Consider the following 23,709-nt stretch of genomic DNA (forward strand, 5'->3'; position numbering starts at 1 on the left):
ATTTCTGCCGACAAATCATTTACACTATATAATTTACATTAGATGAACGTTATTACAAAGACTGTCTCTTTGCCCGATGGACGCACCATCAGCATTGAGACTGGCAAGTTGGCCAAGCAAGCCGATGGTGCTGTGATGCTCCGCATGAACAACACCATGTTGCTGGCCACTGTCTGCGGTGCCAAAGACGCTGCCCCCGGCACCGATTTCATGCCCCTCCAATGCGATTACAAGGAAAAGTATTCGGCCGTAGGTCGCTTCCCTGGTGGATTTACCAAGCGCGAAGGCCGTGCCGGTGACTACGAAATCCTCACCTCCCGCCTTGTCGATCGTGCCCTCCGCCCCCTCTTCCCCTCCGACTATCATGCTGAAGTGTTCGTCAATATCACCCTCTTCAGCGCCGACGGCGTAGACATGCCCGATGCCCTCGCCGGTTTTGCCGCTTCGGCAGCCCTTGCCTGCACCGATATTCCTTTCGACGGCCCCATTTCCGAAGTGCGCGTGGCGCGCATCAATGGCGAGTTTGTCATCAACCCCACTTTCGAACAACTCAAAGGCGCCGACATGGATCTCATGGTCGCTGCCACCGAAGAAAACATCATGATGGTGGAAGGCGAAATGGACGAAGTGCCCGAAAGTGCGCTCCTCGAAGCCTTGAAGGTGGCTCATGCCGCCATCAAGCCCATGTGCCAAATCCAGAAGGAACTCTCCAAGGAACTCGGCAAGGACGTGAAGCGCGAATACTGCCACGAAGTGAACGACGAAGACCTCCGTACGCAAGTCAAGAGCGAGTGCTATCAGAAGTGCTACGACATCACGAAGTCGGCCCTTGAAAAGCACGAGCGTTTTGATGCTTTCGAAGCCGTGCGCGAAGCTTTCAAGGAAAGTTATGCCGCTGCACACACCGAACTTTCTGCCGATGAGCTCGAAGAAAAGAATGCGCTGATCGACCGCTACTACCACGACGTGGAAAAGGACGCTATGCGCCGCTGCATCCTCGACGAAGGCGTACGTCTCGATGGTCGTAAGACCACCGACATCCGCCCCATCTGGTGCGAAGTCAATCCCCTTCCCGGTCCTCACGGTTCAGCCATCTTCACACGTGGCGAAACGCAGAGTCTGACCACAACCACCCTCGGCACGAAGCTCGACGAAAAGATGGTGGACGACGTGCTGGACAAGAGCTATATGCGCTTCCTCCTTCACTACAACTTCCCTCCCTTCTCTACAGGTGAAGCCCGTGCTCAACGCGGCGTAGGTCGTCGCGAAATCGGCCACGGCCACCTCGCTTGGCGCGGTTTGAAGGGTCAGCTGCCCGACAACTTCCCCTACACCGTGCGTGTGGTGAGCGACATCCTCGAATCTAACGGTTCGTCTTCTATGGCTACCGTTTGTGCCGGTACGCTCTCGCTCATGGATGCCGGTGTGCCCATCAAGGCTCCCGTTTCAGGTATCGCCATGGGACTTATCAAGAATCCCGGTGAAGACAAGTATGCCGTCCTCTCCGACATCCTCGGCGACGAAGACCACTTGGGCGATATGGACTTCAAAACCACCGGTACGCTCAAGGGTTTGACTGCTACGCAAATGGACATCAAGTGCGATGGTCTTTCTTACGAAATCCTCGAAAAGGCACTTGCACAAGCCAAGGCCGGCCGCGAACACATCCTCGGTGAGATGATGAAGACCATCGACCACCCCCGCGAAGACTACAAGCCCCACGTGCCCCGCATCGAAGCTTTCGAAATCCCCAAAGAATTTATTGGTGCAGTCATCGGCCCCGGCGGAAAGATCATTCAAGGCATGCAGGAAGAAACCGGCGCCACCATCACCATCGATGAAGAAGACGGCGTAGGCAAAATCCAGGTTTCTGCTCCCAACAAGGACAGCATCGATGCAGCCGTTGCCAAGATTCGCGCCATCGTGGCCATCCCCGAAGTGGGCGAGATCTACGAAGCCAAAGTGGTGAGCATCATGCCTTACGGCTGCTTCGTAGAGTTCATGCCCTCTAAGGAAGGTTTGCTCCACATCAGCGAAATCTCTTGGAACCGTCTCGAAAGCGTTGAAGACGCCGGTATCAAGGAAGGTGACAAGATCCAGGTGAAACTCCTCGAAATCGACGAAAAGACCGGCAAGTTCCGCCTTTCGCACAAGGTGCTCACCGAGAAGCCCGAAGGTTGGGAAGAACGCCCTGCCCGCCGTCCTCGCCGCGAAGATGGCGAACGCCGTCCCCGTCGTCCCCATCGTGACGAAGACTAATCCTGTTTAAGGACACCCTCCTGTGTCCTCGACTCGATAAAAAAGCCGTGCTGAAACTGCTGTTTTGGCGCGGCTTTTTTTGTGTGAGCGCAACACCCTCTACTCCTATATAGACATCTCGCCCGCCAAAACAGCCACTCCGTACCAATTTTAACACAACTTTAACGCAAATCGGTCGTTTGACAGACGCTTTCTCGCCACGGTAGTACCCATAAGTATTGAGTACAGCCGTGGCGAGAATACTTTTGTCAAACGACCTACTGAAAAGTAGCTCCGAGGGGAATCGAACCCCTATTTACCCTTTAGGAGAGGGTTGTTCTATCCATTGAACTACGAAGCCGGGTGAAGAGTGACACCACGCAACAGCATCGTCGTGTGGTTGCAAGTGGCAGGAGCGCCTACCGCTGTGCCACAATCGAATTGCAAATTTAGCGATAAAAATCGGATGGCCCACACAAAAAACAGTGATTTTGGCGCAGGCAAAGGTAAATCGTGCGTGGAAAGTTTGTGGATAAGAGATTTTTTGCGAATTTTGCGCCAACATCTTCACAACGCCAAATCAAACCTCAATAATTAAAGACTCGAATAGAGGTTGTAGCCTTAGATGGAATACTCAATACAACTATGATGGGATGAGCACAACTGAAATTGCAAAATAGTTATGCGTTGCGTTGGCGAAAAATGAGTGGATGTTCTCTACTTTGATACCCTCTTTGTTTCCATTTTCCACCCTCTCCACTTTGTTCATGCCTCATGTAGCTCGCTACACCCCTTCCTCGCAAAAACAATCTGTCGAAAAATGAAACAAATATAATTGCAAAATATTCTCTTCCGGATCAATTCATTCAAAGGGTGACAGATAGTGCGCTTCGCTATGCTCATGCACATATATCAGACGTATATTATCGATGTTTTTTTGGGGCTACTTTGCAAAGATAAGATATACACTTCACTTTTTCTGTGGATTATTTGTTGGATTGAAAATTTCTTTCTAAATTCGCACACGTCAAACTAATAAACCATATTCCTTTTATGAAAACAGTACTCTCTAAAACCATTTTTCTTTGCATTATTTTATTATCCCTGTTTGTTGCTAGTTGTAGCAATGAGACATTCTTGGAAGAATATAGAGCCACTCAACCGAATGCAATCATCAAAGATTTAAAGTTAACTTCTCTCCCTAGCACTCGAGGTACAAGTGTTTCGGGAAAAGAAAACTTAGTAAGCTTTACAGACGATGCCACAGGAGAAGAGTATGAGTATCTACTCCGACAGGACTCAAAAGACAAATACTCAGCTATATTCGAGACAGAGGATGAACCCATTAAACTCTCGATGAAAGTTCAACAAATCAACGAACATGAATGGGTAATAGAACACGAATATGATAGTCTTTACAAGGCCGTCAAAATAACCACGACACCACTATCAAACGGAAATGTCCTCATTAGCTTGAACCACAAGGCACCCAACACTCGTTCTTATTGGGTTCGAGAAACTTGGTGGGATTGTGTAACCAGATTGAGTCTTTGTAAAGAGTCTGCTATGGTTGCTCTCACTATAGGTTCTTATGCTCCTTGCGTTGCAGCAGCTGCATCTCTTATTTGTTTAGACAATCGAGTTCGAAAACACACTTTTGTGAGAAACAATGACCATGGAAGTATCAGGCCTCTTTAAGCAGCCTGATATTCCTTAGAAGTCTCTCTCGAAGTGTTGTTTTTTCTCTAAATATAGAAGGATATGAAAAAAATCTTCGTTTACATAGTATTTGCTATCATGAATTGTGGGATTGTATACTTTACATGGGATGAACCCTGGGTTCGTTCTCATGAAAACTTTCTAATGGCTTGTATCATTCTATATGGTTTGTTTTGGAATTTTTACGGGAATAACCTTCTTGAAAGATTTATCAATCGTTTTCTTTCATGGTAATTTACTTTAATAACCTATAAGGGGATTTTTCAACACTATATGATGGTCCCATCATCTTGATAGATTTTTCCATCATATTACAAAAACAACCGCTATCATTGAGTTCTTAGACTCATTGATAGCGGTTTTTACGACTATGTTTTCGGTAAAAAATATGGGGGTACAGTGAGAAACTGCGTTCGCCCTCAGAGAGAGGGCGAATATCGGTCGATGTTACCTCCATCAGATGCCGGTTGCTCATAAATGCCCTAACTGTCAAAGCATACTGCGCATTTAAGATAGAAGTGCAACACTCTACCTCACTCTCCTTGTCGTGAAATAGGAGCGCTCTCCTGTGCCACAATCGAATTGCAAATTTAGCGATAAAAATCGGACTGCCCACACAAAAATAGGTTATTTTGGAGCGGGCGATGGCAAATCGTGTGCAGAAAGTTTGGGGATAAGAGATTTTTTTGCGAATTTTGCGCCAACAAACATTCTCAACCTTCAACACCCCTTCCCCACCCTTATGCTCACCCCCATCATCGTAGCCGTTTTTGTGCTGGGCTATCTCTGCATCACCCTCGAAGACGGGCTGAAAGTCAACAAAGCGGCCATCGCTTTGCTCATGGCTGTCGCCTGCTGGGTGCTCTACACTTTCGGTGCTGCTGACTACATCACGCAGTTTCACCTGGCCGACTTCAAAGCCTCGGGCGAGAGTATTTCCGCCTTTGTCTCCTCCCACATCCTGCGCGAGCACTTGGGCGAAGTGGCCGAAACCCTCTTCTTCTTGATTGGTGCCATGACGGTGGTGGAAATCATCGACACCAACGGCGGTTTCAACTTCGTGCGCGATGCCCTCGACACCCGCTCCAAGCGGTCGCTTATGTGGAAAATGGCCTTTATGACCTTCTTCCTTTCTGCCGTGCTTGACAATCTCACCACCACCATTGTGATGATTATGGTGCTCCGCAAACTGGTGCACGATCACAACGACCGTATCATCTACGCTTCGCTCATCGTCATTGCCGCCAACTCCGGTGGTGCTTTCTCCCCCATCGGTGATGTGACCACCATCATGCTCTGGATCAAAGGCTGCCTCACCACCCAGGGCGTCATCAAGGAAATCTTCATCCCCAGTCTTGTTTCGATGGTTGTGCCGGCCGCCATTTTGCAATTCAGCCTCAAAGGCGAACTCTCCTCTCCCTCGGGCGAAACTGCCGAGGCCACTACGGGGCATCAGTTCACCAAAATCGAGCGCAACAGCATCTTCTGTCTCGGTGTGGGCGGCCTGCTCTTTGTGCCCATCTTCCACAGCCTCACCCACCTGCCCCCCTTCATGGGCATCCTCTTGGTGCTCGGATCGCTTTGGGCGCTCACAGAAGTGTTCTATCGCCGCCGGAAGCACCGCGACAGCACGATGAAGCAGCGCGTCACGAGCATCCTCCGGAAGATCGACATGACCACCATCCTCTTCTTCCTCGGCATCCTGCTGGCTGTGGCCACTTTGCAAGAAACCGGCGTACTCACCGCCTTTGGCAAGTGGCTGAATGAAGTGTCGCACGCAAACCACTTCCTCGTCACCGGCTTCATCGGTGTGGCGTCGGCCGTGGTGGACAACGTGCCCCTCGTGGCTGGTTGCATGGGCATGTACGACATTGCGTCGGTGGGCGACTTTGCCCGCGATGGTATCTTCTGGCAACTCCTCGCCTATTGTGCCGGTGTGGGCGGCTCTATGCTCATCATCGGCAGTGCTGCCGGCGTGGTGGCCATGGGCTTGGAAAAAATCCCCTTCGGCTGGTACATGAAGCGCATCACGTGGATTGCCGCTTCGGGCTATCTGGCCGGCATCCTCGTCTACTACGTGGAGCGCGTCATCCTCCAGATGTAAAAACAGAAGCCGACGTTCGGCTTATTTCTCATTCTAACAACGAATTCTAAATTATTATTGTATGAAAAAGTCTTTTCTCTGTTTGATTGCTTTCCTTTCGATGGCAATTTCAGCACAAGCTGGCGATGTTATCCAGTTGGGTGTGATGGGCGGTTATAATCTTACTGCTGTCAACTTCAAACGAGGCTCACTCGACAACACTTTAATCGGTAAAAATGGTTCGGGTTGGTATCTCGGCCCGAAGGTTCAATTCAATGCCTTTAGAGGATTTGGCCTCAATGCCGCCCTTGTTTACAACCAGTGCCGCTATACGTTGGAAAACACAGTAGGTGAACAAAGCAGCAAAACCACCCACTCCTTCAACATCCCCTTAAATTTGAAGTATTCCTTCGAAGTGCGAGGCACAGGCGTTCATTTCACCACCGGCCCTAACTTTGCATTCAATGTCGGCAATCGTTCGTGGAATTTCAGCAATCTGTTGAGCAGCAAAAAACTGGGTAACACCTCCTACGAAGTGAATGGTGTTTTCAAAAACAAAGTAATCAACACGACTTGGAATATCGGAGCCGGAATTAACATTTTCTCTTCGCTTGATTTAGGTATTGTCTACAATTTCGCAATCGGAAAAGTCGGCAAGTCCGCTTTGAATCAAACAGGGATTAATGCCGGAGATTTGGTTCTACCCTCTTACAAAACCAATACCTTCAGTTTGCAGGCCAGCTATTACTTCTAAACATTTTTCTCCCATCTTCGCACAACTATCTCAGAGGTAGTTTTTCCTACCTCCCATCCGCGTGAAACTACCTCTGAGTTTGTTGGAACTTGGGCACAAAGGACACCATAAGGCGCACCGCTCTGTGATGCCCTCTCCTCAATCCCTCGCGCGCGTACGCGCGCTACTTGTGTTTTCGTCTTTTTTGCCTTCACTGCCTTCACCCTTAGTTGATTTTGCTGAGATTCAGCAGAGAATCGGTGAAGGAAAAGCACCCCTTTGCCTTCACCCGTAACGTTCTGAAAATCTTTTTGATAAGGGCTTTGGTGAAGGAGTGAAGGCAAAAAACAATCCATATTGTAGGTATACGCGTGCGCGTGAGGATGCCCCATTGTTTGCTGTATTATCTTCTAAAATCTCATTTTCTCATGATTCGTATCAACTGTTTCTTCCAGGCCAACGAAGGCCAATATGATGCTGCCCTTCAAGTGGCACTGACCCTCACCGCTGCCAGCCAAAAGCACACCGGCTGCGTGTCGTACGATGTTTTTGAAAGCGGCACCCGCTCCGATGTCTTCATGTTTTGCGAGACGTGGACCGATGCCGATGCCCTCGCGGCACATGCTGCCACGGAAGACTTCAAGAGTGCCATTGCGCAGCTCGAAGGTCTGGGCAAGATGAAACTCGAACGCTTCGAGTTCTAAGTCTCCCCCGCTCTCTTTCCCACCCGCATGAAAGGTTTAGCGACGTGCTGCTTGTAGTCCCTTCTTCAGGCAGAACGTCCCTAAACCTTATCTGCTTTTCTCTGTATTCTCCTACCTCTTATGCTCAAGAACATTCCCCCCATCACGCGCAATCTCCTTTTTATCAACATCATCGTCTTTATGGTGCAGCTCGTCATCCAGCAGCGCACCAACGATGTGCTCACTGAGATTTTCGGGTTGCACTTCTTTTTAGCTTCCGACTTCCGCATCTGGCAGTTGCTGACCTACATGTTCCTCCACGGTTCGTGGAGCCACGTGTTGCTCAACATGTTTTCGCTGTGGATGTTCGGCCGCATCATCGAAGGGACGATGGGGCAGCGCCGTTTCCTGATTTACTATCTCATCACGGGGGTAGGTGCAGGTTTGTGCCAAGAACTTTGGCAGTTCGGCCAATACTACCTGTCGGGAATGCACCATTACACCATGGTCAATACCGGTATGGAACTGCTGCCGATGGATGCTTTTCTCAACCAATGGGTGACGATTGGCGCCAGCGGTGCGTGCTACGGTGTGCTGTTGGCCTTCGGCATGACCTTCCCCAACGAGCGCATCATGCTCCTCTTCCCTCCGATACCGATGAAGGCCAAATACTTCGTGATTGTCTATGCCCTCATCGAAGCCTATTCGGCCTTTGCCTCCAACGGCAACGTCGCCCACTTTGCCCACTTAGGGGGAATGTTCTTCGGCTGGCTCTACTTTGTGCGCTGTCGTCGACAGCAGCGCGCCTCCTCTTCCTTCGGTGGATGGCAGCACTATGCCGGATCTTCGTCCGGGCAGGGGAGCACTTCCGGCAACATCTTGCAGCGCATCCGCAACGCTTTCGGGCGGTGGGGCGCCGGATTGGAGAACGCTCTGCGCGGATGGTTCGGGTCGAACGATAAAGGGCGCAACGAACGGCGCAACATGCACACGCACTACACCAACCCCGACCACGACTACAACGCTCGAAAGCGCGAACAGCAGGCACGCATCGACGCCATCCTCGACAAGGTGCGCCGCTCGGGCTATGCCTCGCTCACCGAAGAGGAGAAGCGCCTGCTCTTCGACCACAGCAACCGCCGATAAAATCCACCCTCACGCCTATGTTTCGCCGCATCTATCAGTTTTTCAAGCGTCCCGAACGCAACGTCTTTGTGCGTGCCATTTCCTCGGTGGCAGCCGGTGCTTCGGTGCTTTCGGTGCTCGGCTTGTGGCTCTGTGTGCTGAGTGTATGGGTCAGTCCTGCCGACTTTAAGTTGGCCGGATTGATGGGCTTGTCTTTCCCCGTCATGTTGGCCGGCACAGTGGGATTGTTCCTCTTTTCGCTCCTTTTCGCTCCGCGGCGGGCTTGGATCACCGCTGTCGGACTGATTTTTGCTTGGGGCAGCATCAGCGACTACCTGCCTTATCATCCTTTCCAGCGTGCCGATGCCCAATCCGACGATCAGCTTAACACCTTTTCGCTGATCAACTACAACACCGCGGGGATGGGCGGCAGTTACGACGCACAAAAAGGCATCTTTGCCTATTTGCAAGCGCAGCACGCCGACATCGTTTGTTTGCAGGAAGTACCGCAGTCGCCCCAGATGATGGCGGAGTTGAAAACTTTTTCTGATAGTTCTGCCCTCCGGCATCTTCACGCCACGTCCAACCCGCAGGCGGCACTTGTCCTCTTGAGTCGATACCCCATCGTACGCCACGAGCGCATCACCGAAATCGGCGGCAACGGGGCATGGGGATATTGGCTGAAACGAAACGGGGGCGACACCCTCCTTGTGGTCAACTGCCACCTGCGCTCCAACGCCCTCACCCGCGACGAGCGGGAAAGTTATGCCGGATGGGTGAAAAACGCCGAAGCGCAGAACGAGAGCGAAGCCTATCGCACCGCCCATCATTTGGGTGCCAAGATTGCCCATGCCTCACAGGAGCGGGCACTGATGGTCGACACGCTCTGCACCTTCCTTGACCGGCATCAAACGATGCCCACCGTGGTTTGTGGAGATTTCAACGACACCCCCATTTCCTACACCTGCCACCGCCTTTCGCAGGCCGGCTTAAAGAGCGCTTTCTCCACCGTGGGCAAAGGGCTGGGGCGCACCTTCAACCGCGATGCCTTCGTCGTGCGCATCGACCATGCTTTTGCTTCACCGCAACTCGTCCCCCTCACTTGCCGTGTGGACAACAGCGTCTTTTTCTCCGACCACTACCCCCTCCTCACCCGCTATCGGCTCGAAACGCCCTGAGGGAACTCTTATTTGCTCAAAAGCCGAGAAAATCGTAACTTTGCACAAAATAACAATTTCATTCTGATATGAATCTCGAAAAGCAACTCACCGAAGCCATCGTCAAGGCGGTCAAAGCCCTTTACGATGCCGATATTACCCCCGAGCAGGTTTCGCTCCAAAAGACACGCCCCGACTTTGAAGGCCACCTCACCCTCGTGACCTTCCCCCTCTTGCGCATCTCCAAGCGTAAGCCCGAAGACACCGGAGAAGACATCGCGCTGTGGCTCGTTGAGAACACCGACCTTGTGGCGACTTTCAACATCGTCAAAGGTTTCTTAAACCTCATCATCGCTCCCAAGAAGTGGATTGAACTCCTCGACAGCATCCACGCCGATGCTCACTACGGCTTCACCGCCCCCACGGAGGAGAGCCCGCTGGTGATGATCGAATACTCTTCGCCCAACACCAACAAACCCCTCCACCTCGGCCACGTCCGCAACAACCTCCTCGGTTGGGCGGTGGCACAAATTGCCGAAGCCAACGGCAATCGGGTGGTGAAGACCAACATCGTGAACGACCGCGGTATCCACATTTGCAAATCGATGCTCGCTTGGCAGAAGTACGGCAACGGCGAAACACCCCAGTCGTCGGGCAAAAAAGGCGATCACCTCATCGGCGACTACTACGTGGCTTTCGACAAGCATTATCGCGCAGAAGTGGCCGCCCTCAAAGCCCAACTCCTTGAAGAGGGTGTGAACAGCGAAGAGGCTGAAACACGCGCCAAGGAAGAAGCACCGCTGATGGTGGAAGCGCGCGAAATGCTCCGCAAATGGGAGCAGGGCGACCCCGAAGTGCGCGGACTCTGGCGCAAGATGAACGAATGGGTGTATGCCGGTTTTGACGAGACCTACAAAGCCCTCGGGGTGTCGTTCGACAAGATTTACTACGAAAGCGACACTTATCTCGAAGGTAAGGAAAATGTGGAGGAAGGTCTGGAAAAGGGAGTCTTCTACCGCCGTCCCGATGGTTCGGTATGGGCTGACCTCACCGCCGATGGTTTGGACGAAAAACTCCTCCTCCGCTCCGATGGCACGAGCGTCTACATGACACAGGACATCGGTACGGCTAAACTCCGCTACCAAGACTATCCCATCTCGAAGATGATTTATGTCGTGGGCAACGAGCAAAACTATCATTTCCAAGTACTCTCCCTCCTCCTCGACAAACTTGGTTTTGAATGGGGTAAGAACCTTGTGCACTTCTCTTACGGCATGGTCGAACTTCCCAATGGTAAGATGAAAAGCCGTGAAGGCACGGTGGTCGATGCCGACGACTTGGTGGAAGGTATGATTGCGCAGGCTCGCCAAACGATGGACGAAGCCGGCAAGAACGCTGACATGAGCGAAGATGAGAAGCAGGAGGTGGCGCGCATCGTAGGATTGGGCGCACTCAAATACTTCCTGCTCAAAGTAGATGCCCGAAAGAACATGGTGTTCAACCCCGAAGAAAGCATCGACTTCAACGGCAACACCGGTCCCTTCATCCAATACACTTACGCCCGCATCCGCTCTATTCTCCGCAAAGCGCAAGATGCCGGCATCGACCTTCCCGCTACGCTCCCCACAGGAGTGGCGCTCTCCACCAAGGAAGAAGAAATCATCCAGCAGTTGGCCGATTTCGCCGCTGTGGTACGTGCTGCCGGTGAGGATTTCAGCCCTTCGGCCATCGCCAACTACTGCTACGATTTGGTCAAGAACTACAACCAGTTCTACCACGAGTTTCAAATCCTGCGCGAAGAAAACACCGATCTGCGTGCTTTCCGCCTCGTCCTCTCGCAAAACGTGGCGAAGGTCGTACGCCTCGGTATGGGTCTCTTAGGCATTGAAATGCCCGAACGTATGTAAAGAAATTATTTCTACAACGTGAGGAATTAGACGTTAGATATTAGCGCTTTTTGCTCTAATATCTAATGTCTAATTTATCATATAATCGTCTACTATTTATACAGAATGCGCCATCAAATCAAAAGAACATTGTTTTTGGCACTTACCCTACTGGCAAGTGTTTCATTTTCACATGCAAACCCTATCACCCAAGGGCAGGCTTTGAACATAGCCTCAAAATATCTCAACCATCCAACACTCTCATCAAAGAAGACGCTTAACACCCGTGCGGTGGCAGCCAAGGAACCACCGGCTTATTATCTCTTTACCAGTGCTAAGGATAAAAAGTTTGTGATTATCTCCGGAGAAAGCGGACTGAACGAAGTGGTGGGCTATGGAGACAACTTCTCAAAAGAGGGCAGCGAACAGCCGCCTTATTTCAAAAAGTTTTTGAGCGATTATGAACGCGTGGTAAAAGCCGTGCGCAACACCAAGCGGGAAGCGACGACTCCCACCATGCCTCTCAAACGAAAAGTGGAACCGCTGCTCACTTGCAAGTGGGGTCAATACTTTCCTTTTAACAAATATACCCGTGTTGTGGATGGAAGAACTACGCCCACGGGCTGTGTGGCCACGGCTACGGCACAAGTGATGTATCACCACAAATGGCCGAAAAAACGCCCGGAGGGTTATATAAAAACCGAGGGCGACGAAGCCTGGAAGAGCGCCACTTACTGGTGGAGCGACATGGAAGATACCGCCGACAAGATGTTTTCGGAACGCTCCAAACAAGCTGTCGGTGTGTTGATGCGCGACATTGGTAATGCAGTGAATATGAGGTATTACTACAAGGGGAGCGATTCTAACCTGCAATATGCTTGTAATGCGCTTCGGGATCAATTTGATTATACCGTGCGCTTCCTCGACAAAAACTTCATGCCCGCCAATGAATTTCTCAAAGAAGTGATGCAGGAAATCTCTAACGGCTACCCTGTTTTGGTTGTAGGAGGTCCGCACGCCTTTGTATATGACGGCTATGATGAACGCGGCTTTATACACACCAACTGGGGCTGGGAAGGTGAATACGACGGCTATTTTGACATTAACACCGTTTATTTGAACGTTTACGGCTTTGCCCTCAGTGGCACTTTCTGGGACGATATTTCGGTTGTCTTTGCCCATCCCAATGATGGAAAGGCCACTCCTTTTCCGGAAATAGCACGTGGCTTAGATGCCCGTACCACCACTGCATTCACCATCAATCAAACAGAAGCTGCACGTACAGGGAGTTTCAGTGCCGAAATTAAAAGATTAGGTTCGTACAGTCCGGTGAAAGGCGAATTGGGCGTGTTTGCCGGAAAGGTGGGGTTGGCACTTTACAACGACAAAAAGGAATGCGTGAAAATCTTTAATTCTACCAGCGACAACCAAATTTGGGCGTCTATTTTCACCTCGATGTCGTTTGAAGTGAACGATATTCGTTTTGAAGATGTTCCCGACGGGCATTATCGCTTAGTACCTGTATTCTCTGAAATGCTCAATGCTCAGACGAAGCAAAACGGGGAGTGGAAGCCCATTCAGCATGCCAATGAGATGGACGTAGAACTCACGGCCGATGCGGTGCGCATCAACCCCAACAACCCGAAAGATGTTGTCATTATGGAGAAAAGCCCGAGCCTGCTGGCTCCTTTCTATGAAGACTCGAGCAATATGGCGGCTTTTAGTTTCACTATGTACAACCCCGGTCGGGAAGAAGTGCGGGGCGACTTAGTAATGACCCTGAAAAGCCAGGAAACCCAGAAAGAGTTTAACGCCTATCTGCTGACGCCCAATGTGGTGGCACAGCGTTTGGGACACACTTCTTTCGTCATCAATATGCGGTCGCAGTATAACAATCCGGGCGATTTTGGTAACTTGAAAGCAGGTAAGTACAACGTAACACTATCGATCAAAGTCAAGAGAAAGGGCACCGAAGTGATTGTCCCGATTACGATGAAAGAACCTTTTGAAGTGGAAGTGCTGCCCCATATCATCAGCAGTACCTTTGAGTTTAATTCGGTAGATTTCTTTGTAGATGGTGCCGAAGCCAATTACAGCACTTTCCAACTCAATGAAATCAACGAAATCGGTTTACAAGTGCATTCCACAATACGTGGGTATCCCCTTCGGCAAGGCTATCGCGGCCGCATTTACTACCGTCTGCTCGATTTGACGGAGCGTGAATGGATTGACTTAGGTGCCGTTGAGGGAGTTTATCTGCCTTGTGAACAACCCAACGATGCTGGAAAGACCCGCATCACGTTTGAGGATTCAAAACTGAAACCCAATCGTACTTACGAAGTGCATATTGAGGTTGACCGAAACGGCAAGCGTGAAAATGTTTGGAACCCTCATGTGCAACGCAACGTGTTCTACACGGCCGAGGAATTGAACCCCACCGCCATCGGTTCCCTTGATAGCAAAAAGGAAGCAATCAAACCTATTTTTGATCTTAAAGGCGTGCGCCAAACCTCGGTTTGGGAAGCCCTTCCTGCCGGCACCTACATTGTAGACGGCAAAAAAGTCATCAAGAAATAAAACGTCGGTTGATTTCGTTTGAAATGAAAAGACAGCCGTAACATTCCCACCCACCTCATCCTCTATGGCAAAGAAACCGAAATTTTACGTTGTTTGGCGCGGTCTCGTCCCCGGTGTCTATGAGTCGTGGGAGGAGTGTGAAGCGCAGGTGAAAGGCTATGAAGGGGCGGTCTACAAAAGTTTTAAGACACGCGAAGAGGCACTTACGGCTGAACTGCAAGACCCTGCCGACTATATCGGCACCAAGGGCACGGACACCCTCTCCGGCAGCGGCAAACCCGCCCCTCAGAGTGCGCCACAGCGCATTGCTGCCCCCGAAGGCCGCACCGTGACGATGCCGTCCGGAGAGGTGCTGAAAATCATCGAACACGAAGCCATCGCCGTCGATGCGGCTTGCTCCAAAAATCCGGGGCCGATGGAGTATCGCGGCGTGTATCTGCGCACAGGAAAGGAGATTTTCCACTTCGGCCCAATCGAAGGCACGAACAACATCGGTGAGTTTCTCGCCATCGTCCACGCTCTCGCCATTCTTGAGCAAAAGGGGCTGAAAATGACCATCTACAGCGACTCGCGCAACGCCATCAACTGGGTGCGGCGCAAACAGTGCAAAACCACCCTCGCCCGCAATTCCCGCACTGAGCAGGTTTATGCCATGATTGCCCGTGCCGAAACGTGGCTCAAAGCGCACCGCGTCACCTGCCCCATTCTGAAATGGGAAACTCAAGAGTGGGGGGAAATCCCTGCCGACTTCGGCCGCAAATAGTGCGGATGGGCAATCCGTTTATTCCAAAATCTCAATGAGCTTTTTCTTGTAGTTGACCACGAACGGATGCCCCTCGAAGGCCGTGGCGCGGAGCGTACCCATCTCGTCGCCGGGATAACCGAGCACATAGTCGGTGGTGAAGCGAAAATCGCCGATTTCAGTTGTTACGCCTTCGTACACAGGTATCGTTTCTTCCGAAATCCCTCGCTGCAAACTTCCGCCTTCTTTGGTGAGTGCCGTTGAGGGGAAGGGATAAATGCCGTGGGGCAGAATGTTTTTCCCTAAATCCATGGTGAATTGTAGCCGTACCTTGCGACCGCCTACCTTGGCTTTCAAGAACATCATCGTACTTTCGTAGGTGCTCCCTGTTTTCCACTTCAATCTCGTCTTGCTGTAATGCAGTTTCGGACTGCATGGTGTGAACGTTTGGCCTTTCAAGTCCACGCGCCAAGCCTTTCCGCCCAGCACATTGTTCCCGATGACCACTCGGGGCATGTTTCCCTTAAGTCGCCTCTTGGTTTCCATCACCAAGCACCATACTTTCCGATAGGTTTCGCCGCAGAACTCCAAAGAGTCGAGTTGCAGCACACAACATCCCCTTTTTTCGCCATTGATGGTGGAGGGTTTCAGTTGGGAGATGTCCACCCCAAGACTGTCCACAACGTAGGTGGAGTCGAGCAGGCAGTGGGACATACCGGTGCTCAGCCCGACCTCAAGGTGGTGTGCCACATTCTTGTGGTGAATTGTTGCGTCCACCATCAGAAAATGTGCTCCGTAACGAAACGATGAAGCAACGGTGCACAAGGGAAGTGCGCACATCAAAACACAGAGGCAGCAGCGGCATGACCGCCCCAAGGCCTTCCATAGAAGAGGGAAAAAGGAGAAGAGAGTTTTCATAGGGTAGGGGTATGTAATTCGAGAGGACTACTATTCGCCCCACACCAAGCCTTGCTCACCGATGCGGAAGGTGGTGGGCAGGGCAGGGAGGTGGGCTGCGCGCTGGGCCATGGCCAAAGCCACGTGCCCCATTGTGCGGCGGAGGTTGATTTCGATGCAAGGGTGCAATCCGGCAGGTGTGAAGAGGACGTCGATGCCCAGCGGTCCTTCGTAGCGTCCTTGCAGAAGCCGGGAAAGTTGTTGTTCCAAGAGCGCCACAAGTGCGGTGAAACTCCGTTGCGCCACATCGAACGTGGGAATCAGGTGTGGACAACAGCGCTGCCACAGGGTGAGGAAGTCGTGCTCCAATGCCGCAGGAGCGGCCACACGTTGCCCACAGTAAGCACCGCCCGCGGTGGTGGCAAACAGCGAAGGGCCAAGGTAAACAATCCGCCCATCGGTCTGCGCCTGAAATTCCAATGCCCCGTCAGCCAAACGCTCGTAGCGAGGTTGCACTTCGACCGCCCCCTGACGGTCGATTGTTTTTTTGATACGTGCCAAAAGCGGGGTGGGGAGGTCGGAATTGCAGGGGAAAACACCGCGACCGCTGCTGCTCCAAGGTTGTTTGACCATCGCCTCGCCGGAGCAGTGGGCAAGGGCAGATTTCACCTCGGCGAACGTTGCGCACCACCAACTGTTGCCTTTCAGCACTCCCGCCGGCAGCACTTCGTCGTTCAGTGCGTGCAGGAAGCGTGTGGTGGATTGGCGCGAACTCAAACTGCGGAGGTGTGCCAACCGAAGGGCATCCGGAAGCAACCGCTCGGGAGTACCCAGCCGTTGCAGCATACCCACGATGTGGGCATCCCATCCCCATGGCTCAATGCGGTCGATGCGTCTCCAATCGGGAGGTGTAACTGCATCCAAACCCATCGCCTCGGGCAGCCGGAGCACCTCGTCGTCCTCTGCCGCCCACCAGCGCGGTAGGTCGGCCAGTACATCGCCCAAACGGCGGGCGGCACGGCTCGGGCAATAGTCGGCACGTCCGAAAGCGAGCGCTTCATCGTGGGAGGGGTTGAAAATGTGGAGCGTGGGCATGCGGTTAGTCTTTGTCGAGGGCGGAGAGATAGGGGCGGGCGGCATCGGACGTGAGTACTTGTTGCGCCGTGGCATAGCCCGCCTCGTAAAGGGTGCGGAGCTTATTGGTATTGGTCTCCAACCGATCTACTTCGACCGCACGTTCAGGACGGATGCAGAGGGCGATGCCCGATTCTTCCAATCGCTCGACAAGAGCAATCTTTTCATTGTAGACGCGCCGCATCCGCGACAGCACGACCCGCAGACGCGGATAATTTTTGTAGATAAAGCGGGGCACTTTGATGTCTTTGCCGTCGCGATAGCCGTGCTCATGGGTGAGTACCACCACGAGACGCTGACAACCCTGCTGGAGAGCGCGTTCAGTGGGAATGGGGTCGACAATGCCGCCATCGAGCATAGGTGTGTCATCGACAGGGCAAATGGGAGAAACGAAAGGCAGCGAAGAAGAGGCTTTGCAGATGGCCAAAACGCGTTCGCGCGAGGACGTTTCGGTGAGATATTCGGCACGTCCGGTCAGGCAGTTGGTCGTCACCATTTCGAAGCGCATAGGGCTGCTAAAAGCCGCTTCATAATCGAAAGGAATCAGTTCGTTGGGTAGGCGGTCGTAGAGCAGCTCCTGATCCAAGATGGCGTGGGTGTGCCAAAGGTGTTTGAGGCCTACATATTTGTAGTATTTCAAAATGTCGATGGCGCACTTCCGTGCTCGGCCGCGCTGGCCGCTCACGAACGACATGCCGTGGCAGGCCCCGGCCGATACACCGATGCCATAAGAAAAGGTGAGCCCGGCATCCATCATGTAGTCGAGCACACCGATGGTGAAGACGCCCCGCTGTCCGCCTCCTTCCAAAACAAGTCCTGTGTTGCCATTGATTGCCATTAGCCTAATTGTTTTTCATCCACATCTTTCTGTCTGACCCATGAGAAAGTAGGATAATTCCACGAAAAAGTCTATTAAAAGATGTGCAAAGTTAGTGTTTTTCAAGGGAAATGGTTATCTTTGCCGCTAATAAATAGTCTTAAAATACCACTTGTTATGCTTTTTTCTACGAACACATACGTTGAGCGTCGTGCGCAATTGCGCAAGCTGGTAGGCGACGGTATCATCGTACTGATGGGCAACAACGAATGCCCTTACAACTACCCGGCCAACACTTACAAATATCGCCAAGACAGCTCGTTTCTCTACTTCACCGGGCAGCATCGCGACGGACTGGCACTCGTCATCGACTGCGAGAGCGGTGTGGAGACGCTCATCGGCAACGACATCGATATCGACGACATCATTTGGACAGGGCCTGTCCCCTCGATGCGCGATATGGCCGATGAGAGCGGCATTGCCGAAACGGGGCCGATGAACGAACTCGCGCGCCTCATCAGCCTGGCCAAACACACCGGACGGAAGGTGCATTTCCTCCCGCCCTACCGCCACGACATCATGATCCAACTGATGGACTTGACGGGCATCCATCCGCGCGACCAACGTGCCGCTGCGAGCCTCGACCTCATTCATGCTGTGGTGAAACTCCGCAATGTGAAAACGGCCGAAGAGGTGGAAGAACTCGAACGCGCCGCCCGCATCGGCTACAAAATGCACACCACCGCCATGCGACTTGCCGTGCAGGAAGGCGTCACCGAAGCCTATATCGGTGGCATCCTCGACGGCATTGCCGCGAGCGAAGGCAAGCACGTATCCTTCCCCAGCATCGTGTCGATGCATGGTGAGGTGCTGCACGGATTTCCCTCGCCTCGTCCACTCGAAAAGGGGCGCCTGCTCCTCGTAGATGCCGGCGGCGAAACCCGCGAGGGCTATTGTTCCGACCACACTCGCACCACGCCCATTTCGGGCACCTACACCCAGCGGCAGCGCGACATCTACGACATCGTGGTGGACTGCCACGACCTGGCCCTCACCGAAGCCCGCCCCGGCGTGCGCTATATGGACGTGCACCTTGCCGTGTGCCGTCTGATGACCGAACGTCTCAAAGCCCTCGGTCTGATGAAGGGCGATGTGGATGCCGCTGTGGCCGCCGGTGCTCACGCTCTCTTCCTCCCTCACGGCCTCGGCCACTCCATGGGCATGGATGTGCACGACCTCGAAGGGCTTGGTCAAATCAACGTAGGTTATGACGAAGAGACGCGTCCCTCCGACCAGTTCGGACTGGCCAGTCTGCGCTTTGGCCGCCGCCTCGAAGTGGGCAACGTCGTGACGGACGAACCGGGTATCTACTTCATCCCCGACCTCATCGACCTGTGGCGGAGCGAAGGCACAAACCGCGACTTCCTCAACTTCGACGAAATCGAAAAGTTCAAAGACTTCGGCGGCATCCGCATCGAAGACGATCTCCTCATCACCCCCGACGGCTGTCGCTTCCTCGGAGAAGAACGTATCCCCTACCACGCCAAGGACGTCGAAGCCTTTGTGACACAATAAGCACAGCTGCGCTCGCTCAACGGCATCGCTGCCGGAGAGAAGGCGTGCGCCGTACGGAACATTGCATAATCATTTTAATAACAATTTATCCTTTCATGAAAAAAACGCTCCTCATCGCCCTTGCAACGCTCTGCACCCTGGGGGCTGCTGCCGCTAATCCCAAAACACCGGCCGCAAAAAAAGATACGCTCATCTTCACCACCGTTGTGACCAACCCCGTGACCAGCATCAAGAACCAAAATAACTCTGGTACCTGCTGGTCCTATTCTGCCCTTGCTTTCCTCGAAAGTGAAGCCCTCCGCAAGAACCCCAGTCTCGACCCAAAGAAGCTCGACCTCTGCGAGTCGTTTTTGGTGACGAAAACCTATACCGACCGTGCCGACCGCAATGTGCGCACCCACGGTGACGCCAGTTTTTCTCAAGGTGGCTCTTTCTATGACGCTATCTACTGCATGCAGCACTACGGTCTCGCTCCCGAAGGCGTGATGCCCTATCCCAAACTCCCTTACGGCGACAGCTTGTTCAACTTCACCCAGTTCTGGCCCGGACTTGAAGCCTATGTGAAAACCATTGCCACCGGCAGCCACAAGACTATCAATCCCATCTGGAAGAAGACGGTGCAACAGATGCTCGATGGCTACTTCGGCGTAGCCCCCGAACGCTTCACCGTGGAAGGCAAGGAATACACGCCCAAAACCTACGTGAGCGACTATCTCCGTCTCGACCCCAACGACTACGTGAGCCTCACGTCCTACACCCACCACCCCTTCTACAGCTCGTTCATCCTCGAAATCCAAGACAACTGGCGTTGGGCTTCCAGCTACAACCTCCCCCTCGACGAGTTCATGAGGGTGATGGAGAGTGCCGTGCGCAACGGCTACACCTTTGCTTGGGGTGCCGATGTGAGCGAAGACGGTTTCTCCCGCCGCACCGGTCGCTTCAAGTGCGTGGCCACCGTACCCGACACCAAGCAAACCGCCGGTGTGGGTTCCGACCAATCGCGCTGGACAGGCGAAAAGGCCGGTGCTAAAATTGCCGCCAACGATGCCAAGGGCGAAAAGACCATCACGCAAGAGATGCGTCAGTTGGCTTACGACAACTGGGAAACGACCGACGACCACGGCATGCAAATCTACGGTATCGCCAAGGATCAAAACGGCAAAGAATACTTCATGATGAAGAACTCGTGGGGTGAGTTCGGCCCCTACAAAGGCTTCTGGTACATCTCTAAGCCCTACGTGGCCTACAAGACCATGAACATCGTCATCAACAAGAACGCCATCCCGGCCGACATTCGTGCAAAGCTCGGCATCTAATCTCCTTGTTTTGCCAACTCATTACATAGCAAAAAGCCACCATTATCCCATTGTGATAATGGTGGCTTTTTGTTATTTCTGCTTTTCAAAAGTGTGTATAAAATCAAGTCAGAGGTACAAATTCAGTTAATAAACGAAGCGCGCCCCAAAGAAAATTAGAAAAATCTTTTTGTGAGCCACAACTTTATTCGTACCTTTGTTTCGGCGGAAAGGAAATGTGGCTTCAGCACGCCCGACAGCCCCTGAAATCTTTCCTTGCCCAACCTCGAAAGATCACAAACCCATAAATAATTTATCAACCAATGGCAACATTAGATCTCACCAAGTACGGTATCACCGGTACCACCGAAATCGTACACAACCCCTCCTACGAAGTGCTCTTCGCAGAAGAAACCAAGGCCGGTCTCGAAGGCTTTGAAGTTGGTCAAATCACCGAACTCGGCGCAGTAAACGTGATGACGGGTATCTACACCGGTCGCTCTCCTAAGGACAAGTTCATCGTGATGGACGAAAACTCCAAGGATACCGTTTGGTGGACTTCTGACGAGTACAAGAACGACAACAAGCCCATGAGCGAAAGCACTTGGAAGGTGGTGAAAGACCTCGCCAAGAACGAACTCTCCAACAAGCGCCTCTTCGTTGTCGACGCTTTCTGCGGTGCCAACAAGGACACTCGTCTGGCCGTTCGCTTCATCGTAGAAGTGGCTTGGCAGGCTCACTTTGTGACCAACATGTTCATCAAGCCTACGGCTGAAGAACTCGCTTCGTTCGAACCCGACTTCGTGGTTTACAACGCTTCTAAGGCTAAGGTTGAAAACTTCAAGGAACTCGGCATCAACTCCGAAACTTGCGTAGCCTTCAACATCACTTCCAAGGAGCAAGTCATCCTCAACACTTGGTATGGTGGCGAAATGAAGAAGGGTATGTTCTCCATGATGAACTACTACCTCCCCCTCCGCGGCATCGCTTCGATGCACTGCTCGGCCAACACCGACATGAAGGGCGAAAACACGGCTGTCTTCTTCGGCCTCTCCGGTACGGGTAAGACCACCCTTTCCACCGACCCCAAGCGTCTCCTCATCGGTGACGACGAACACGGTTGGGACGACAACGGCGTCTTCAACTTCGAAGGTGGTTGCTACGCTAAGGTGATCAACCTCGACAAGGAAAGCGAACCCGACATCTACGCTGCCATCCGCCGCGATGCACTCCTCGAAAACGTTACTGTGGCTGCCGATGGCAAGATCAACTTCGCTGACGGTTCTACCACCGAAAACACCCGCGTTTCTTACCCCATCAATCACATCGAAAAGATTGTCAAGAACGTACACCCCGTTTCCGCTGGTCCCGCTGCCAAGAACGTCATCTTCCTCTCTGCCGACGCTTTCGGTGTGCTGCCTCCCGTTTCTATCCTCGACGCACAGCAAACTCAATACTACTTCCTCAGCGGTTTCACCGCTAAGCTCGCAGGTACAGAGCGCGGCATCACTGAGCCCACTCCCACCTTCTCTGCTTGCTTCGGTCAGGCCTTCTTGAGCCTCCACCCCACGAAGTATGCTGAAGAGCTCGTGAAGAAGATGAACGTGAGCGGTGCCAAGGCTTACCTCGTCAACACTGGTTGGAACGGTACCGGCAAGCGCATTTCCATCAAGGACACGCGTGGCATCATCGATGGCATCCTCTCCGGCGCCATCCTCACCGCTCCCACGAAGAAGCTCCCCATCTTCAACTTCGAAATTCCCACTCAGCTCGAAGGCGTGGACACCCACATCCTCGACCCCCGCGACACTTACGCTCAGGCTTCTGAATGGGAAACCAAGGCTCAGGACCTCGCTGCCCGCTTCATCAAGAACTTTGCGAAGTACACCACCAACGAAGCCGGTAAGGCCCTCGTTGCTGCAGGTCCCCAGCTCTAATCGCTGACACACACTGAAACTTCCCTTTCAGTCCCCCATTTTCAACGCCCCTCTCACCTTGTGTGAAAGGGGCGTTGCTTTTTTTCTGAGGCTTCGCTGCATAACTCGCTGAGCCTATATGCCTGGATGTTGTGCATGTCTCTCTATGAATATATAGACATCTCGGCGTCGATTTCAGCCACATGCCCCTGACTTTAACACGACTTTAACATTTTGGAGGATTGAATAGAGAGGTTTTAGCTCAGAGGTAGTTTTCTCTACCTCTGAGGTAGTTGGATTTAGCTTTGAGGTAGATTTTCAGAGGAAGCTGAAAATCCAAAGAAACTTCATGATTCCAGATTTTATCGAAGTTATCGGGAATCCGGCAGTTTTCATGGAAAAGTTGTCCTCAATTTTGTCTCCTCGCGCGCGTATACACACTACAATAGGGGCTGTATTTTTCCTTCACTGCCTTCACCTCTCCCCAAAATGAGTGGCTTTTGGTGAAGGCTTTTGGATGGGTTGCCTTCACCCGTAAATAGCAGAAAATGAGGACATAAACCACTTGGTGAAGGCAGTGAAGGAAAAATGCAGCCCCTATTGTAGTGTATATGCGCGTACGCGCGCGAGGAGAGGTTCGGTGTCCACGTCCTTAGTTTCTTTGCTCGTCATACCAGCTGTCGAACTTCTCGCCGCGCACATAGCCGCGCTTCACGCCGTTGAGTGGTATTTCGCGCACGAGCCCTTGGTCGATGAGTTTCACGAGGTCGGCCTTGGCTGTGGTGGGCGTGATGCCAAACCGCTGAGACAAGTCGCGAACGGTGAACATCTCCTCCCGATTTTTTGCAAAAAGAGTGAGGAGTTGGGCTTGACGAGGGTTGAGGCCGCCGCGATGGAGCAGGTGGGCGGCTTGTTGCTGCTGATCTTGTTTGTGCTGAAGGTAGGTGCGCAAATCGCTGAATGCCTTCTGTAGTACCTCTAAATGGAATTGAATAAAATAGCCCATGTCGTTGCCATCGGCCTCAGTGTAGAGGAAGGCGTTTTCGTACGCCTTTTTGCGGCGCTTGATTTGTACTGATGGGTGGAGGAAATTCTATCATGGTGGCGGCTTTTGCGGTAAAAGTAAGCAATC

The 23,709-nt window shown here is 52.4% G+C and carries 17 protein-coding genes and 1 tRNA gene; 13 read left to right on the plus strand and 5 right to left on the minus strand.

The features are described from left to right. The first annotated feature begins 42 nt into the window (after window positions 1-42). Window positions 43-2,259 (plus strand): polyribonucleotide nucleotidyltransferase, encoded by a 2,217-nt coding sequence (gene pnp / locus H8527_RS07850; protein WP_187547124.1) that lies wholly within the window; start codon window positions 43-45, stop codon window positions 2,257-2,259. Between the two features lie 268 nt (window positions 2,260-2,527). On the opposite strand, the gene H8527_RS07855 is transcribed toward pnp, so the two are convergent. After that, window positions 2,528-2,599: transfer RNA gene (locus tag H8527_RS07855), tRNA-Arg, on the minus strand. Window positions 2,600-3,291: 692 nt separating this feature from the next. Here H8527_RS07855 and H8527_RS07860 point away from each other — a divergent pair. The 9 genes from H8527_RS07860 (at window position 3,292) to H8527_RS07900 (ending at window position 14,964) form a co-directional block, all read left to right on the plus strand. Further along, window positions 3,292-3,936 (plus strand): hypothetical protein, encoded by a 645-nt coding sequence (locus H8527_RS07860; RefSeq protein ID WP_187547125.1) that lies wholly within the window; start codon window positions 3,292-3,294, stop codon window positions 3,934-3,936. 763 nt (window positions 3,937-4,699) lie between these two features. Beyond that, entirely contained in the window at window positions 4,700-6,061 is a 1,362-nt protein-coding gene (gene nhaD, locus H8527_RS07865) for a sodium:proton antiporter NhaD (protein ID WP_187547128.1), read from the plus strand. A gap of 61 nt (window positions 6,062-6,122) precedes the next feature. Further along, window positions 6,123-6,794 carry a porin family protein gene (locus H8527_RS07870; protein ID WP_187547130.1) on the plus strand — a complete coding sequence of 224 codons (672 nt, stop codon included), beginning with the start codon at window positions 6,123-6,125 and terminating at the stop codon, window positions 6,792-6,794. 407 nt (window positions 6,795-7,201) lie between these two features. Then, window positions 7,202-7,477 (plus strand): putative quinol monooxygenase, encoded by a 276-nt coding sequence (locus H8527_RS07875; RefSeq protein ID WP_187547132.1) that lies wholly within the window; start codon window positions 7,202-7,204, stop codon window positions 7,475-7,477. Between the two features lie 120 nt (window positions 7,478-7,597). Continuing rightward, a complete protein-coding gene (locus H8527_RS07880; RefSeq protein WP_187547134.1) occupies window positions 7,598-8,602 on the plus strand; it encodes a rhomboid family intramembrane serine protease in 1,005 nt (334 codons plus the stop codon). A gap of 17 nt (window positions 8,603-8,619) precedes the next feature. Further along, the gene (locus H8527_RS07885; RefSeq protein ID WP_187547135.1) at window positions 8,620-9,759 is read left to right on the plus strand and encodes an endonuclease/exonuclease/phosphatase family protein; all 1,140 of its coding nucleotides are present in this window, start codon (window positions 8,620-8,622) and stop codon (window positions 9,757-9,759) included. Window positions 9,760-9,827: 68 nt separating this feature from the next. Then, entirely contained in the window at window positions 9,828-11,645 is a 1,818-nt protein-coding gene (argS, locus tag H8527_RS07890) for an arginine--tRNA ligase (RefSeq protein ID WP_187547137.1), read from the plus strand. Window positions 11,646-11,750: 105 nt separating this feature from the next. Next, on the plus strand, window positions 11,751-14,201 hold the full coding sequence (locus H8527_RS07895) for a C10 family peptidase (protein ID WP_187547139.1): 2,451 nt from the start codon (window positions 11,751-11,753) through the stop codon (window positions 14,199-14,201). 64 nt (window positions 14,202-14,265) lie between these two features. Further along, a complete protein-coding gene (locus H8527_RS07900; protein WP_187547141.1) occupies window positions 14,266-14,964 on the plus strand; it encodes a viroplasmin family protein in 699 nt (232 codons plus the stop codon). Between the two features lie 18 nt (window positions 14,965-14,982). Here the strand turns inward: H8527_RS07900 and H8527_RS07905 are convergent, their stop codons facing one another. The 3 genes from H8527_RS07905 to H8527_RS07915 form a co-directional block, all read right to left on the minus strand. After that, complete coding sequence (locus H8527_RS07905; RefSeq protein WP_255498552.1) at window positions 14,983-15,723, minus strand: hypothetical protein; 741 nt, start codon at window positions 15,721-15,723, stop codon at window positions 14,983-14,985. A 168-nt stretch (window positions 15,724-15,891) separates the two neighbouring features. Continuing rightward, on the minus strand, window positions 15,892-16,935 hold the full coding sequence (locus H8527_RS07910) for a hypothetical protein (RefSeq protein ID WP_187547143.1): 1,044 nt from the start codon (window positions 16,933-16,935) through the stop codon (window positions 15,892-15,894). A 4-nt stretch (window positions 16,936-16,939) separates the two neighbouring features. Next, window positions 16,940-17,812: a patatin family protein gene (locus tag H8527_RS07915; protein WP_187547144.1), complete on the minus strand. Its 873-nt coding sequence runs from the start codon at window positions 17,810-17,812 to the stop codon at window positions 16,940-16,942. A 156-nt stretch (window positions 17,813-17,968) separates the two neighbouring features. Between H8527_RS07915 and H8527_RS07920 the strand changes: the two genes are divergently transcribed. From H8527_RS07920 to pckA, 3 genes are all read left to right on the plus strand, one after another. Then, the gene (locus tag H8527_RS07920; protein WP_187547146.1) at window positions 17,969-19,366 is read left to right on the plus strand and encodes an aminopeptidase P family protein; all 1,398 of its coding nucleotides are present in this window, start codon (window positions 17,969-17,971) and stop codon (window positions 19,364-19,366) included. A 95-nt stretch (window positions 19,367-19,461) separates the two neighbouring features. Then, the gene (locus H8527_RS07925) at window positions 19,462-20,682 is read left to right on the plus strand and encodes an aminopeptidase C (protein ID WP_187547148.1); all 1,221 of its coding nucleotides are present in this window, start codon (window positions 19,462-19,464) and stop codon (window positions 20,680-20,682) included. 302 nt (window positions 20,683-20,984) lie between these two features. Then, entirely contained in the window at window positions 20,985-22,598 is a 1,614-nt protein-coding gene (gene pckA, locus H8527_RS07930) for a phosphoenolpyruvate carboxykinase (ATP) (protein WP_187547150.1), read from the plus strand. 631 nt (window positions 22,599-23,229) lie between these two features. Here pckA and H8527_RS07935 read toward each other — a convergent pair. Further along, on the minus strand, window positions 23,230-23,583 hold the full coding sequence (locus H8527_RS07935) for a MarR family transcriptional regulator (protein WP_187547151.1): 354 nt from the start codon (window positions 23,581-23,583) through the stop codon (window positions 23,230-23,232). Between the last annotated feature and the right edge of the window lie 126 nt (window positions 23,584-23,709).

It is taken from the genome of Alloprevotella sp. Lung230, from assembly GCF_014385435.1.
Lineage (GTDB): Bacteria > Bacteroidota > Bacteroidia > Bacteroidales > Bacteroidaceae > Alloprevotella.

Bases quoted from the DNA above. Each gene is read 5' to 3' on its own strand.
- pckA (WP_187547150.1), top strand. From the start codon at position 20,985: ATGGCAACATTAGATCTCACCAAGTACGGTATCACCGGTACCACCGAA.
- H8527_RS07905 (WP_255498552.1), bottom strand. From the start codon at position 15,723: ATGGTGGACGCAACAATTCACCACAAGAATGTGGCACACCACCTTGAG.
- H8527_RS07885 (WP_187547135.1), top strand. From the start codon at position 8,620: ATGTTTCGCCGCATCTATCAGTTTTTCAAGCGTCCCGAACGCAACGTC.
- H8527_RS07925 (WP_187547148.1), top strand. From the start codon at position 19,462: ATGAAAAAAACGCTCCTCATCGCCCTTGCAACGCTCTGCACCCTGGGG.
- H8527_RS07935 (WP_187547151.1), bottom strand. From the start codon at position 23,583: ATGGGCTATTTTATTCAATTCCATTTAGAGGTACTACAGAAGGCATTC.
- nhaD (WP_187547128.1), top strand. From the start codon at position 4,700: ATGCTCACCCCCATCATCGTAGCCGTTTTTGTGCTGGGCTATCTCTGC.
- H8527_RS07880 (WP_187547134.1), top strand. From the start codon at position 7,598: ATGCTCAAGAACATTCCCCCCATCACGCGCAATCTCCTTTTTATCAAC.
- H8527_RS07895 (WP_187547139.1), top strand. From the start codon at position 11,751: ATGCGCCATCAAATCAAAAGAACATTGTTTTTGGCACTTACCCTACTG.
- H8527_RS07910 (WP_187547143.1), bottom strand. From the start codon at position 16,935: ATGCCCACGCTCCACATTTTCAACCCCTCCCACGATGAAGCGCTCGCT.
- argS (WP_187547137.1), top strand. From the start codon at position 9,828: ATGAATCTCGAAAAGCAACTCACCGAAGCCATCGTCAAGGCGGTCAAA.
- H8527_RS07920 (WP_187547146.1), top strand. From the start codon at position 17,969: ATGCTTTTTTCTACGAACACATACGTTGAGCGTCGTGCGCAATTGCGC.
- H8527_RS07875 (WP_187547132.1), top strand. From the start codon at position 7,202: ATGATTCGTATCAACTGTTTCTTCCAGGCCAACGAAGGCCAATATGAT.
- H8527_RS07915 (WP_187547144.1), bottom strand. From the start codon at position 17,812: ATGGCAATCAATGGCAACACAGGACTTGTTTTGGAAGGAGGCGGACAG.
- H8527_RS07860 (WP_187547125.1), top strand. From the start codon at position 3,292: ATGAAAACAGTACTCTCTAAAACCATTTTTCTTTGCATTATTTTATTA.
- H8527_RS07900 (WP_187547141.1), top strand. From the start codon at position 14,266: ATGGCAAAGAAACCGAAATTTTACGTTGTTTGGCGCGGTCTCGTCCCC.
- pnp (WP_187547124.1), top strand. From the start codon at position 43: ATGAACGTTATTACAAAGACTGTCTCTTTGCCCGATGGACGCACCATC.
- H8527_RS07870 (WP_187547130.1), top strand. From the start codon at position 6,123: ATGAAAAAGTCTTTTCTCTGTTTGATTGCTTTCCTTTCGATGGCAATT.